This window comes from Metabacillus sp. cB07 (assembly GCF_016839225.1).
In the GTDB taxonomy this organism is placed as follows: domain Bacteria; phylum Bacillota; class Bacilli; order Bacillales; family Bacillaceae; genus Bacillus_P; species Bacillus_P indicus.
Genome location: NZ_CP069296.1, coordinates 2,380,395 through 2,394,018, shown reverse-complemented (window position 1 = coordinate 2,394,018; position 13,624 = coordinate 2,380,395). Strand labels below are relative to the sequence as shown.

Here is a 13,624-nt window from a genome sequence, read left to right as displayed (position 1 = left end):
TAGGAGGAAGGAGACACTGCACTTGATCGATACCATTTTTATCAGTCATGCGCACCGTGATGAGGCATATGTCAGAGAGCTTGTTAATCTGCTGACAATGATCAAGGTGCCGAATATTGTCTGCAGCTCGTATCCCGGCTATCACATTCCTAACGATGAAGACATTTATGATTATCTTCATCAAAAACTGAGCGGAAATTCGTGGATTATCTATGTGCTGTCTGAACATTATTATAAAAGTCCTGCCTGCCTGAATGAAATGGGAGCCTGCTGGATCCTGAACAAAAAATACACGGCGATTCTGACCCCGTCTTTTGACTACAAAGAGATGAAGGGTGCCATAAATCCAAATCAGATTTCCTTCAAATTGAACGACCTGGACAGGCTGTATGAATTTCTTGAAAATGCAAGGGATGTGTTTAAGGTCGAAAAGCAGTCCGGCACATTTCTTGTGAAAATTTGCGAGCAGGCAGTCAAACATGTAAATCAGCTTGCAGATGATGAACGCAGAAACAGGAAAATGGCCGGCTGCACCCTTGAAGGCATCCGCCTGGATCCAGAAGACGGCAGGAAATTTCAGTTCAGGCTGAGGCTTTCGAATCCGGAAGAATTTGATATCCGGGTCGATGTCATAAAAATTGAGGCAGCAGATGAAAACGGTGAAACCTTTTCGCAAACACTGCAGCCTGCAAATCTGAAGCTTTACAGCAAGGAAAATAAAATCGTTTTTCTATCTGCTGAGATCGGTGATTCAAACTACGAGCCATATATCCATCAGAGGGAAACGGTTGATTTGAAATTCAGCAGAGATGTCTGGTAGCGGGCTGCTGCTAGTTAGGAGGGTAACTGGATGAAAGTAGAATTAAGTGCCGAACAGTCAGAGCTGAAAAACAGGATTCAATCTAAGCTTGAGGAAATCCTTCACTTTCTTTCGCTGTCCAGAGAAGAAAGACAGGTTCAGTCGTACCGTCATATTGAGCAGGTTTATGACGAAATGGGAATAGCCGCCCACTCTCTTTATCTCTCCCTGAATCCAAAACCAAAACATTTGAAAAAAACAGTCCGGCTGCGCAAAATGACGCCTGGGGATCCCCAGTTTTACCAGCACATCCGGCCTGTTCAGGAACTGCTGAATTACCTTAATGATCAGCAGGCGAACGATGAACCGTGTGATCAGACTCTCGGCGAGACGTTTTATTTAAATGTTTTCACCCGCAAATGGGGCAGGAGTGACAGGTATACTCTGATCCGGAATGAGGAGGGATGGCTTGTCAGGCACTCATCCCAAACAGAACAGGGAGGAAGGGATGCTGAGCCGATTCTGAGCTACGTTCTCAGATATGACCAAGTTTCTTACCCGCGTAATTTGAGCACCATCATGGAGGATATCTGGTACCGTGCAGCCGAAGAAGGACTGACGCGGGAAAAGGTTCAGGCAATGCTTAATGAAGTCGCCGACTGGATTACAATGACAGAGCAGAACTATCCAAGTCATATCGCGCTGGAAAATGAGGAAAAAGGGTATTTCTCGTAACCGGGAAAGGAGTAAATATGGGATATTTTATTGGGACGGATGATGCTGTAAAGATCTTCGTTGAAGATGTGGGGCCAAGTGATGGCCAGGTGCTTTTTTTGATCCACGGCTGGCCGGTTGACCACAGGATGTACGAATATCAGCTGGATCAGCTTCCTAAGCTTGGTTTCAGGTGCGTTCTCATAGACTTACGTGGATTTGGAAAGTCAGACAGACCTTATACCGGTTATTCCTATGACCGGCTTTCTGATGACGTTAAGGCCGTCATTGAAATCCTCCAGCTAAAAGATATTACGCTTGGCGGTTTTTCAATGGGCGGTGCCATTGCCATCCGGTATATGGCGAGGCATTCAGGTTACAGGGTCAGGAAGCTCGCCCTTTTTGGGGCAGCGGCTCCATCATTTACAAAGCGGCCTGACTATCCGCAAGGAATGGCTAAATCTGAAGTCACCAAACTGATTCAGCAGACCTATACCGACAGACCGGACATGCTGACAGGATTCGGGCAGATTTTTTTCGCCAAGTACATCTCAGAAAGCTTTAAAAATTGGTTCCAGAGCCTTGGTCTTGATGCATCCGGACATGGGACGGCACAGACAGCCGAGTCCCTCCGTGATGAGGATTTGAGAGGGGATCTAGGGAAAATCACCGTTCCGACAGCTATTTTCCATGGCATGAAAGATCATATATGCCCGTTTATTTTCGCAGAGCTGATGCATAAAGGCATACTTGATTCTGAACTCATTCCGTTTAAATACAGCGGCCATGGCCTTTTCTATGATGAACTGGAAAAGTTCAACCGGGAACTCGTTCGATTTTTGGAATAAATGCTATTGCTTCCCTTTCCGTCACACTTTATGATGAAGCTAGTGTACATAAAGGGGAGGCACAATGTTGAAACAGCACATCATTTTTTATACGGTTATCTTTCTCGGATGCTTTTTAATGGGATTTTTTGAAGCGCCTATTTACCTGATCGGATTACTGCTTACTCTGTCAATGGGGTGGTACATGTATGTCCAGATAAGTCCTGTCCTGTTTTCAAAGGATATCCGGAAGTCTGAATCCTATATTCTCAAGCATCAGAGTAATCCAATGTATCAGTTTTATTATGCAGTGGCGAACAACCTGGATGCTGAAGCCGAAGAGGCTATGGGGAAATTTCAGTCAAAATACAAAAACTCAGAGCGCCGGGCATTGATTCAAACGACTTATGCCTTATATAAACACGAGCCGTCCGAAGCGAAAAAATACGTCCATCTGATTAAATCTCATGTCTACAGAACCTATTATGAGGGACTGATTGCAGCTGAAAGCAGAAAATTTAAAGAGGCCAAAGACCATGCAGACAGGCTGCCGGAGGGATGGATGAAAAACAGCATTCTTGCAGAAATGGCAGAAAAACAAGGAAAAAATAGCGAAGCCAAAGAGCGAGCCGCCATGGCATTCGAGCAGACAAGAGGGCTTCAGCGATATATCCTTTATAAAAATTTTGAAACGCATCTGGCTTCCTAGCCGGAAAAAATGACGCAGACATGCGTCTTTTTTTAAAAAAACTTCCATCGTTGAGAGTTATTTCCCTGTAAAAGGGCAGTGAACCTCAGAAAAACATACCTGAAAAGACTGGTTGCTCAGTGAAAAATTCTCATCACTTATCAGAGATTTTTTACATAAACTAAAAAAACAGTTGAAATCATTTCACTCACATTGTAAAATCATGTTAATTTAGAAAACGTGATGAAAAGGACACGAGCCATTTTTACCGGTTGCCAGAGAGGGAAGGACTGCTGGAAACTTCCCAACATGGAAAATGTGCTTACCGCCTTTGAACCGCACGGAGGAAATGCCGTGCCGCAGCCGCTGCGTTAAAGCTCTGGAGCCGTTGTTTGGGAAAGTTTGGGTAAAGGTTTGCACATCGATGCGGGCACTTACGCTTTTCTAGTTCGGAAATCTGGGTGGAACCACGGGCAAAGCGCGCTCGTCCCTGTCATAGGGATGAGTGCGCTTTTTATATTTTAAAGGTTTCGAAAAGGACACGAGGCATGAACGCCGCGCAACAGAGAGGGAAGGATGGCTGAGAATTTCCCGGCGCAGGAGCATGAACTTACCGCCTTTGAACCGAACGGAGGAAATGCCGTGCCGCAGCCGCTGCGTTAAAGCTCTGGAGCTGTTTTTAGAGAAGTATGGGTAAATGATCTAGCATCTTTGTCCAGCTTCAGTGCCCAACTCCTCTGCCGGATTTTTTATCTGTCTGTCGGAGCTGAACGGGCACTTACGCTTTTCTGAATCAGGAATCTGGGTGGAACCACGGGTAAAGCGCGCTCGTCCCTGCTATAGGGATGAGTGCGCTTTTTTATATTTCTGCGAAAGAAGGGATTATGATGGAAAATCAGAAAAAGGAAAAAAATCAGGAGGTCATCAATTATTCAAGTGCACAGCTTCTCGCAAGGGCAGTCAGCAGACTGTATCCGGGAGCGGTTCTTGGGGGCGAGGCTTCTCATCAGCAAGGTTTTTATGCAGAGTTTCTGCTTCCGCACAGCATAAAAGAAAAAGAACTGAAAGACATTGAAGCGGAAATGGAACGCATCTTAGATCAGGGAGAGAAGTGGGATTGCATTTCTTTATCCCCAAAAGACGCCGCAGATTTATTTTCTGAAAAGGGAGAGTTTTTAAAAGCGGAGCAGCTGCGTGAAATGGACGGGGAGAGTGTGTCCGTCTGCAGGCACGGGGAGTATATGAACATATCGAATGAATCCCTCTTCATCTCTGACATTAAAGCCTTTAAACTTCACGCAGTTGCTGGCTCCTACTGGAAGGGTGACAAGTCAGGACATGTGCTTCAGCGGATAAGCGGTGCAGCATTTGCAAGCAGAAAAGAAATGGTTTTGTTTGAAAAAGAGCAGGAGGAATTAAAGAAGCGGGATCACCGCAAGATTGGTAAAGAGATGGAGCTTTTCCTGTTTTCTGAAGAAGCACCCGGCATGCCCTTTTTCCTGCCAAACGGTCAAATGATGCGCAACGAGCTGCAGTCGCTGCTCCGGGAGGTTCAGGGTGCAGCAGGCTATCAGGAGGTTTCTTCCCCGTTTATGATGAATGAGCGGTTATGGAGACAGTCCGGCCACTGGGATCATTATCACGAAAATATGTATTTTTCAAATGTGGATGAAGAAACATTTGCGCTGAAGCCTATGAATTGTCCAGGACACATGATCATGTTCAACCAGCAGCTTTTTTCTTACAGAGATCTGCCGGTCAGATATGCGGAATTCGGGCAGGTCCACCGGCATGAGTACAGCGGGGCTTTAAACGGCCTGCTGAGAGTACGGACTTTTTGTCAGGATGATGCTCATTTGTTCGTGCGTCCGGATCAAATACAGGAGGAAGTAAAAAGCGTACTTGGGATGATTGACTATGTTTACCGTACTCTTGGATTTGACTATTCGGTCGAGCTTTCAACTAGACCGGAAAATTCAATGGGAGATGATGAGCTTTGGCAGGATGCGGAAGCGGCACTGCAAGGAGTGCTGGACGAAATGGGGATGCCTTACCGCATAAATGAAGGCGACGGAGCTTTTTACGGACCAAAGATTGATTTTCACATCCAGGATGCCATGAAGAGAAGTCATCAATGTGCGACAGTGCAGCTTGATTTTCAGATGCCTGTGAAGTTTGACTGCAGCTATATCAGCGAAAAAAATGAAAAAGAACGTCCAGTTGTCATTCACCGCGCCATTGCAGGCTCTCTTGACAGATTTCTTGGTATTCTTATCGAGCACTTTGCAGGTGTGTTTCCTTTGTGGCTTGCCCCGGTTCAGGCTGTGATTCTTCCAGTTGCAGAAGTACACCTGGGCTATGCAGAAGAAGTCAAAAATAAGCTGGCAGAAAAGGGCATACGCGTTCAATTGGATGCAAGCGGGGAAAAGCTTGGCTATAAAATAAGAAAGGCACAAAAAAGCAGGGTGCCGTACATGATTGTGCTGGGCGATCAGGAAAAGAGTGCGGGACGTGTTAATGTCAGGAAACACGGGGAGAAACAGTCTCTGTCGATGGAGATCGATCAGCTGGTGGATCATCTCATGGAGAAGATTGAGAAGCGGGCATTGAGCTGAAATAATCATCCTTTAGCAGAAGCCGGATGGCAACGAATCCAATGAAGCTGGTAGTTATTCGGTAAAAGTCGGCAGTGAACGAATGAAAGTTGGTAGTAAAGAATCCAAAGTTGGCAGTAAAACAGTGGTAGTTGGAAGTAAACGATGTAAGTAAGGTTTTTCTCTTTACGAAATCTTTCTTCACAAAAAGAAAAGAGAGCTATTTGCTCTCTCTCTTAATTATCCTCAAGTTTTGCACTGATTAACCCAAGAACCACACCTAAAATACCTCCGCCAACAACTTCAAGAGGCTGATGTCCAAGCACCTCTTTCAGTTCTTCTTCGCGCTTAATGTGGCCAAGTCCGGGAAGGTGCTCTGAAATAACGGCCATCTCTCCGTCAATGTCATTGATCAGTTTGGCGATTTCGCCTGTATGCCGCCTTATGCCCTGGGCATCATACATGACAATAATGCCGAAAATGACGGCAATTGCGGTTTCAATGGATGTCGTCCCATTTTTGGCTGCAACATAAGTGGAAAGAGCAGCTACACCTGCTGAGTGGGAGCTCGGCATTCCGCCAGTCGTGACAATTTGCTTCACATCCCATTTTCCTGAAAGACGTTTGTAGGTGAATATTTTTAATCCCTGTGCAATGGCTATCGCACCAACTGCTGTTATGATTCCTCGATTCATGCTCATCTTTTTGTCGTCACCTCTTGAAATAGTAGTCGGAAGCATTGATGTAGCATAAATACCCCTCGCGTCCTTTTCTAAACGTTAGTATCCGCAAATGGAGGTGAAATATTTCAAGCTCTCCGGGGAAAAATCAGCCATTGCAGAGGAGGCAAAATAAGAAAAAGCACACCAATAATGGTGCGCTGATCAGTCTTTGACGATTTTAGACGGATTGTTGATTTTGTAAGGTACAGAAACGTCGAGCAGCATGGATTCATCTTCTACATCTTTCCCTTTAGGCAATGTTTTTTTGACGATCTTCCCGTTAAAGTTCAGGCTGTCACCAGCTGCAAGCTCATATTTTTTCAGGGTTTTGCTGTGGGAGCACCAGGCAAGTCCGACTTCAAGGGGATCTTCGCCTCCAATTACTACATCTTCAAGTATCACTACTTCGTCGTTTTCTTCATTAAAATGATTCCAGCTGAGCGCCAGCTGCTTTACTTTTGCCGTAAATTGGACCTTGTCATCAGGCAGAGCGAGCTTTGGCTGCTTTGCTTTTTTAGCTGCAGGCTTTTTAGGTTCTTCAGAGGGTTCAGCCTGCTTGGCAGAAAGTGTCACGGCAGGTTCTGAAGGAGCCTTTAATGCCGTTTCTTCTGTCCTCATAGCAGGAGCAGCATCAGGAGCAGGCTCTTTTACTTCCTTGCCGAAATTTCCCGACTGCATTTCTTTCAAGTAAGCCGGGTGAATGCACGAAAGATTGCCGTCTTGAAACTGGATGACAAGCGTTGTATGTGATGCACCGGAAGACTGGTATCCTTTAATTGCAACAAGTCTCTGGTGTGTACGTTCCTTATACCAGTACTCTTTTTTTACGCGAAGACCCCATTCTTTTACTTTTTCTTCATAATCCGTTTCATTTTCAAATGTTTCATAATCTCCAGCAGGAGGGATATAGCCCGTTGTGTTGGCATCTTCAATATGCGGCAGAACGACAGCCATTTTAGCACATCCTTTCTTGGTCTATTGTACCTTCTCTTTTGAATGAAAAAAAGGGATTGAGAATGCCGGCAAGAATTGTTTGAAAAAATTCTATAATTTGGAGAAGATTCACAATTGAAGAAAAAACGACTGGTGAAAAGTGGTAAGATATCTTTACATAATTCTTTTATATGGGGTGGGTTAATGAATGCATGGAAAGTGCCGTCTCTGCTGATCTCAGGAATCGGCATATCAAATTTAGGCAGCTGGATCTACCTGATTGCCATCAATTTATCCATCTTGAACTTAACAGGTTCGGCGGCGGCGGTTGCAGGACTTTATATAATCAGGCCGATTGCCATGCTGATGACAAACACATGGGCCGGCAGTGTTATTGACCGGATGGATAAAAAGAAGCTGATGATTTACACTGACGTTTTCAGAGGCGGAATGGTGGCTGTCATCCCGTTTTTGGATTCGCTTTGGTTCATTTATCTGGCTGTTCTGCTTATTAATATGGCAGGTTCTTTTTTTGGTCCAAGTTCTTCTGTTTACATAACGAAAATGATTCCTTCTGAAAAGAGAAAGAGATTTAATTCTATAATGGGAATGGCAAGCTCCGGAGCTTTTTTGACCGGTCCTGCAGTTGCAGGGTTTCTGATTATGCATTTTGGAACTGACATTTGCATTTTTATTAATGCCGTGTCCTTTATTGCCTGCGGATTTATTCTCTTTTTCCTGCCTGAGCTAGAGGAAGAACCGTATCAATCGAATAAACGCGGCAGATTTCAAACGATTGTCGATGACTGGAGGACTGTCTTTCAATTTGGAAAAAAGGCATCTTATTTTATGGCGGTATACGTTTTCTTTCAGGCAGCCATGCTGATTGGCTTTGCCCTTGATTCTCAGGAGGCAACCTTTATTAAGCAGCATCTTGAGCTGACAGATCAGGATTACGGAATAATCGTCAGTCTGACAGGACTAGGTGCGCTCGCCGGCGCTGCCGCATCAGCAGCACTTGCTTCCAAAATGAAGCTAGGCTTCTATATGGGGACAGGCATGCTGATGACTTATGTTGGATATTTGTTTTTCTACAGCTCAAACGGATTTATGACAGCCACTCTTTCCTTTGTCTTTCTTGGCTTTTTTATGGCGTTCGCCAATTCGGGCTATGCGACTTTCTTTCAGCTGAATGTCCCTGTCGCCATTATGGGCAGGTTTGGAAGCGCTGCTGATATGCTTCAGGGAATCGTGCAAATTATCCTGACGCTCCTATTAGGATTAGCAGCAGAATGGTTCACCCTGCAGACAGTCTGTCTCGTCTTTTCTGGTGCAAGCGTCCTGTTTGCGGCAGGTCTGCTTGTTGCTGTGATGATGCCCTCTAAGGCAACTTATTTTGATGAAAAATCAAATCGTACAATTAATGCTTAATGGAAAAGTGCCCTGACACGTCAAAACCAATTTTTTTCTCTAAAGAGGTTTTTTCAAAAAAGGAATGATATCTTTCGTTTTCACTTCAAATTCCGCATGGTCTCCCTGTGCATGGCTTACTCCGATGCTGATGCCTAAGGAATCTTCTGTCCAATAGCTGAAAACATCAGACTGATTGTTTTCTCCGATCCTTTCAAGCTGATCGGCGGTTTGAAGTTTAGCAAGCAGGTCCTGATTCGAAAGTCCATCAAGGTAGCCCTCCATGGCAGGGGATAATGCCTTGCTTTTTTTCTTAAGCGTTTCGGCAAAAGCCTCGTTCAGAGTTACGAGCTGATCTAATTTTACCCGCTCTCCATCAGTCAGCAGGTACGTTGAGGTATAAAAATGATTAGAGGGGTGGGCTGTGCCCGATACATTGCCGAGTCCATCATACTGTATACTCAGCAGTTCACGGTCCATTCTTTTAATCGTGTGCTTGATGTCTAAAGTCAATCCATCCGTCATGGCTCCATCAGGATAATAGTGAAAGACTTTTAAGGCATCGGTTTTGATATTCTTATTTAATTTTTCCTGCTTATAAGAATCCTTCATACCGGATAGCTGGGGGTAGGAAATGGCAGTCTGGTTTTGATGATGGAAAAATTCTGTTAGTTGATAATTCTCATGAGTATTTGAGGAATGTGTCTGCAAAAAATTTAAATCACCGGCAATCGATTGGGGCATAGAAATACATGCCAAAAGAATATAAAGGATAATCATGGACTTCTCCTTCTCTATTTAGTTGATTTTTCCTTATTTTTCACTGAGGAGATGTGTTTATGCATAAGCTTTCATCCCATAAAACAGCTGCTTTCTTTTTCATGGAAGTTGGCTGTTTTTTTGTTTTAACAACAAAAATTTATTGAATTACAATAAATAACAGGGTAATATATAGGAAAACATTGGAATGAGGTGCATTATGCAAAATGGATATATCCTTTTTTTGAAAGCTTCTGTGCTCCTGGTAGGGGTGGCTGTTTTTTGTTTGAGTTTTTTCTGGCTTCCTGGTCTGGCTGAGTTGTCTGCTGAGCAATTTCCGGAGTTTGCCTATTTAAAAGGGATCGTACTGGCTGGAATTTATTTGACTGTCATCCCTTTTGCCATCGCTTTGCAGCAGGCTGTGCATTTACTTAGGCTTATCGAGAAAAGGAAGGCTTTTTCAGAAGCAGCTTTAACAGGTCTCCGCAGAATTAAAGGGTGCGCTTGGATGATTGCTTCCATTTATGCGGCAGGGATTCTGCTTTTTATAATCATTGGCATTCTTCACCCTAGTTTAGCCTTAGTGGGGGGTACTATTTTTCTCGTTTCACTCTCAATTGGCTTTTTTGCAGACGTACTTAATGCTCAGTTAGTCCATGCTCTCGAATGTAAATACGAAAATGAAATGACAGTTTGAGGGCTGTACAATGACACTGATAGTAGCTTTAATACTGATACTTTTATTAGTAACCGGCATCCGCAAATGGAAGAAAAACAAACTGGCTGCAATCCTGCTGTTCAGTCCAATAGTCATCTGCATCCTATTCTTCAGTTTCTTTCTGTTTCATTCCATTGATCGGGTAAAGCCAGATTCACTTATTTTTGAAACATCCATCGAAAACGGCAGGGTGCATGTAAGCGGAAGCTGGTCAGAAAGACTTGATTACTACCATTTTCCAACCGATTATCTCATTTTCTATATTCCTGAAAATAAGAGTGCGGGCACGGTTTCCCGCAGCCGGACAGATATGCATACCAAGATGGACTGGAAATATCTCATTGAAGATGTTGAGCATGCAATCAAAAGAGAAGGGTTGTCAGAACTGGAGCCTCAAATCTATGATGTGAAAACAGAGAAAGACTTTCATTTCTCATTTACTTTGCCAGATGGTGTTAAGGCTGAGGAATTGGAGATCTATTATGCGCATGTGAGGGAAGAGCCGATGGAGTCTTTGGAATACTGGTTTAAAAGGGTGCCGATAACAGGGGAAAAATAGGTTTCTATTGATATTACTAATAGATGTCTTTGGTATAATTGTAAATTTATAAGTTAAATAACAGAATAATCTTGAAATATTCTTTGATCTATCCTTATTATTAAGTATTAGATAGTGGAAGGTGCGATTATATGAATCAGTTAGAAGGCCTGAAAAAGATGATGAAGGGTGAGATTCCGGATGCACCCATTGCGCAGCTTCTCGGCTTTAAAATCACAGGTGTGGAAGAAGGAAGAGTAACAATTGAAATGAAGGCTCAAGAGAGACACCACAATCCAATGGGCACTCTTCACGGCGGAGTGTTAGGTGACATCGCAGATGCAGCTATGGGTTATGCATTTGGAAGCACGCTTGCCGACGATGAATTATTTACAACGGTAGAGTTAAAGTTAAACTTTCTGAAGCCTGTATGGGATACAGTACTTCGAGCTGAAGGCAGGCTCATTAAAAAGGGATCAACAATGGGATTGCTTGAGTGCCACATTTATGATGAAAAAGGAAGTCTTGTAGCTCATTCAACAAGTACATGTATGATCATACGGGAAAAAGACGGCAATAAAAGGGTGCGGCGATAAATTCAGCAGTTAAAACAGCTCGGAAGAAAGGAGCTGTTTTTTTACTTTTTGAAACACCTTAAAATAAACAATGGGCGGCAATTGTTATTCTCCGCCGCCTGAATAACGATTGTCGCCCATCATAAAGTTTTTCTCTTCACCGGGATTATGAGATACGGTTTTTCTGTTCGTTCTTTTTCGGTCAATGAAATAAGCCAGCCCTAATGTTCCGGCCAGTAATCCAACAATCCATCCCATCGTGATCACTCCTCTATTCAGCGTCCCAATTTTCTTTTCCCCACACATGCATGTGCTGAAGGATCGGCATTAGCGTTTCTCCTTTTGAAGTGAGGCTATATTCCACTTTCGGAGGCATTGTATTATATTGCCTGCGCTCTACAAACCCATCATCTTCAAGTTCCTTCAGCTGCCGGCTCAGTACTTTATGGGTGACACCTGTCAGAAGCCGTTGGATTTCGCTGTATCTTAGCGTTCCATCAGTGCCCAGATGCCAAAGGATGACCGTTTTCCATTTTCCTCCTATTTTATTTAGTGTATATTCAATAGAACATTTTAATTTACCTTTATTTGTGTCCAATTATCTTCTTCCTTTCTTACCTCAATGATAGTATCTGACATAAAAGTGCATACTTACATCATTCAGCGTATTTCGTTACACTAATCTTGTACCAAAAGTTTATCGTACAATTGAGGAGGAATTTAATCAATGCTGACGTATCCAAGATCATTTTCACATATCGGACTTTCTGTTCCTGACCTGGACAAGGCAGTCAAATTTTATACAGAGGTTTTCGGATGGTATGTCCTAATGGAACCTTCTAAAGTAGAAAACGATGACTCTGCAATTGGACAAATGTGCAGGGACGTTTTCGGAAATGAGTGGGAAACATTCCGCATAGCCCATCTTTCAACTGGAGACAAAATTGGAATTGAACTGTTTGAGTTTCCCCATAATGAAAAGCCTGAGAACAATTTTGAATACTGGAAAACGGGCATCTTCCATTTCTGCATCCAGGATCCTGATATCGAGGGCATGGTTCAGAAAATCATTGAACATGGCGGGAAACAGCGCATGCCGATCCGGGAATACTATCCTGGGGAAAAGCCGTTCAAAATGGTTTATGTGGAAGATCCGTTCGGCAATATTTTTGAAATTTATACACACAGCTATGAGCTGACCTATTCAGAGGGAGCTTATTAACCAGCACTGAGGCACATCATTTAGTATGATGTGTCTTTTTTTAATGAACAAATGGATATTTATGCTAAAATTGGAAGTGTAAATGCTAATTGAGAGGAATCAATGATGAGCAACTATATTCAAACGATGAGAAATTTAATCGGCAACGAGACGTTATTAACCGTGGGATGCGGAGCCATTATTGAAGATGATAAAGGCAGAATCCTTCTTCAGCAAAGAACAGATCATTCAGAATGGGGAATTCCCGGGGGATTGCTTGAACTGGGAGAGACCTTTGAAGAAACTGTCAAAAGAGAAGTGTGGGAGGAAACAGGATTAACCTTGGAAGACCTGAATTTATTTGGCATTTATTCCGGAAAAAACGGATTTGCAGAATATGAAAATGGCGACAAGGTTTACAGCGTACAAGTCATATTTTTTACAAAGAAGTTCTCGGGGCATTTAACTCAAAATGATGAAAGTAAGAGAGTTGTTTTTATAGAGAAACACGACCTGCCAAATAAATTTAATCCGCATCAGCTTCCGTTTATCAAAGATTGGGTACAAGGTGCAAAGACACCAGTCATTAAATGAGTTAAAAAGCACATCAGCATAATAATGTTGAAGCTCAGTACTGGAAGGAGTTAAGAGGGCTTTGAATTCAATTGCCACAGCAGGATGTTTTTCAATCATCAAAAATAACGAAGGGTACATTTTATTAGTTAAGCGCCGCGATTATCCAATCTGGGATTTGCCCGGTGGAAGGGTTGATGCGGGCGAAGTCTTGGAGGAATGTGCGGTTAGAGAGGCAGAAGAGGAAACAGGGTGCTGCATTAAAATTGAAGCAAAAATAGGTGAATATCATATGTCTGATGAAAATGATATACAGCATATTTATTCCGCTGTACAGGCAGGTGGTGAACTGATCGCTCACGGCCCAGAAACAGCTCAGACAGGCTGGTTTGATCCGAAACAACTGCCGCTCCTTATGGTACCGAACCGAAAACGGCAAATCAGAGACTTTCTGTCTGCAGAAGGCATGGTAAAGGAATCAATTAAAACGTCGTACATAGTAAAATTTTTGAGAGCATTTATACGAAGCAAATGATGAATCCATTAACATCTTATTGCAAGGATGAATGCCTT

At 43.2% G+C, this 13,624-nt stretch carries 16 protein-coding genes and 1 pseudogene; 12 read left to right on the top strand and 5 right to left on the bottom strand.

What is annotated here, in order from left to right; all coding sequences use genetic code 11:
- The first annotated feature begins 22 nt into the window (after nt 1-22).
- From JOJ89_RS12040 to thrS, 5 genes and pseudogenes are all read left to right on the top strand, one after another.
- On the top strand, nt 23-820 hold the full coding sequence (locus JOJ89_RS12040) for a TIR domain-containing protein (RefSeq protein ID WP_051827254.1): 798 nt from the start codon (nt 23-25) through the stop codon (nt 818-820).
- Nucleotides 821-850: 30 nt separating this feature from the next.
- Entirely contained in the window at nt 851-1,534 is a 684-nt protein-coding gene (locus JOJ89_RS12035; protein WP_203287549.1) for a hypothetical protein, read from the top strand.
- Nucleotides 1,535-1,551: 17 nt separating this feature from the next.
- The gene (locus JOJ89_RS12030; RefSeq protein WP_203287548.1) at nt 1,552-2,361 is read left to right on the top strand and encodes an alpha/beta fold hydrolase; all 810 of its coding nucleotides are present in this window, start codon (nt 1,552-1,554) and stop codon (nt 2,359-2,361) included.
- 64 nt (nt 2,362-2,425) lie between these two features.
- Nucleotides 2,426-3,049 (top strand): hypothetical protein, encoded by a 624-nt coding sequence (locus tag JOJ89_RS12025; protein WP_203287547.1) that lies wholly within the window; start codon nt 2,426-2,428, stop codon nt 3,047-3,049.
- Between the two features lie 923 nt (nt 3,050-3,972).
- Nucleotides 3,973-5,643 (top strand): annotated as a pseudogene (gene thrS / locus JOJ89_RS12020) (threonine--tRNA ligase); the annotation flags it as partial.
- 215 nt (nt 5,644-5,858) lie between these two features.
- Here the strand turns inward: thrS and JOJ89_RS12015 are convergent.
- Together JOJ89_RS12015 and JOJ89_RS12010 are read right to left on the bottom strand one after the other, a co-directional pair.
- Nucleotides 5,859-6,317: a divergent PAP2 family protein gene (locus JOJ89_RS12015; protein ID WP_029280527.1), complete on the bottom strand. Its 459-nt coding sequence runs from the start codon at nt 6,315-6,317 to the stop codon at nt 5,859-5,861.
- A 189-nt stretch (nt 6,318-6,506) separates the two neighbouring features.
- The gene (locus JOJ89_RS12010) at nt 6,507-7,298 is read right to left on the bottom strand and encodes a hypothetical protein (RefSeq protein ID WP_203287536.1); all 792 of its coding nucleotides are present in this window, start codon (nt 7,296-7,298) and stop codon (nt 6,507-6,509) included.
- Between the two features lie 183 nt (nt 7,299-7,481).
- Here JOJ89_RS12010 and JOJ89_RS12005 point away from each other — a divergent pair, with 183 nt between their 5' ends.
- Nucleotides 7,482-8,708, top strand: a complete 1,227-nt coding sequence (locus tag JOJ89_RS12005; RefSeq protein ID WP_203287534.1) for an MFS transporter — start codon at nt 7,482-7,484, stop codon at nt 8,706-8,708.
- A 39-nt stretch (nt 8,709-8,747) separates the two neighbouring features.
- Here JOJ89_RS12005 and JOJ89_RS12000 read toward each other — a convergent pair whose 3' ends face one another.
- A complete protein-coding gene (locus JOJ89_RS12000; protein ID WP_203287532.1) occupies nt 8,748-9,467 on the bottom strand; it encodes a polysaccharide deacetylase family protein in 720 nt (239 codons plus the stop codon).
- Nucleotides 9,468-9,666: 199 nt separating this feature from the next.
- Here JOJ89_RS12000 and JOJ89_RS11995 point away from each other — a divergent pair, with 199 nt between their 5' ends.
- From JOJ89_RS11995 to JOJ89_RS11985, 3 genes are all read left to right on the top strand, one after another.
- Nucleotides 9,667-10,143 (top strand): DUF2975 domain-containing protein, encoded by a 477-nt coding sequence (locus JOJ89_RS11995; protein WP_203287530.1) that lies wholly within the window; start codon nt 9,667-9,669, stop codon nt 10,141-10,143.
- A gap of 10 nt (nt 10,144-10,153) precedes the next feature.
- Entirely contained in the window at nt 10,154-10,723 is a 570-nt protein-coding gene (locus tag JOJ89_RS11990) for a hypothetical protein (RefSeq protein WP_203287528.1), read from the top strand.
- Between the two features lie 131 nt (nt 10,724-10,854).
- On the top strand, nt 10,855-11,298 hold the full coding sequence (locus JOJ89_RS11985) for a PaaI family thioesterase (protein WP_203287526.1): 444 nt from the start codon (nt 10,855-10,857) through the stop codon (nt 11,296-11,298).
- A gap of 84 nt (nt 11,299-11,382) precedes the next feature.
- Here the strand turns inward: JOJ89_RS11985 and JOJ89_RS11980 are convergent, their stop codons facing one another.
- Nucleotides 11,383-11,535, bottom strand: coding sequence for a hypothetical protein (locus tag JOJ89_RS11980; protein ID WP_203287524.1), 153 nt, complete (start codon nt 11,533-11,535; stop codon nt 11,383-11,385).
- A 13-nt stretch (nt 11,536-11,548) separates the two neighbouring features.
- The gene (locus JOJ89_RS11975; RefSeq protein WP_203287522.1) at nt 11,549-11,875 is read right to left on the bottom strand and encodes a winged helix-turn-helix transcriptional regulator; all 327 of its coding nucleotides are present in this window, start codon (nt 11,873-11,875) and stop codon (nt 11,549-11,551) included.
- A gap of 132 nt (nt 11,876-12,007) precedes the next feature.
- On the opposite strand from JOJ89_RS11975, the gene JOJ89_RS11970 reads away from it, so the two are divergent.
- From JOJ89_RS11970 to JOJ89_RS11960, 3 genes are all read left to right on the top strand, one after another.
- A complete protein-coding gene (locus JOJ89_RS11970) occupies nt 12,008-12,499 on the top strand; it encodes a lactoylglutathione lyase family protein (protein ID WP_203290333.1) in 492 nt (163 codons plus the stop codon).
- A 102-nt stretch (nt 12,500-12,601) separates the two neighbouring features.
- Entirely contained in the window at nt 12,602-13,072 is a 471-nt protein-coding gene (locus JOJ89_RS11965) for an NUDIX hydrolase (protein ID WP_481825257.1), read from the top strand.
- A 61-nt stretch (nt 13,073-13,133) separates the two neighbouring features.
- Nucleotides 13,134-13,586: an NUDIX hydrolase gene (locus tag JOJ89_RS11960; protein WP_203287520.1), complete on the top strand. Its 453-nt coding sequence runs from the start codon at nt 13,134-13,136 to the stop codon at nt 13,584-13,586.
- Nucleotides 13,587-13,624: the final 38 nt, after the last annotated feature.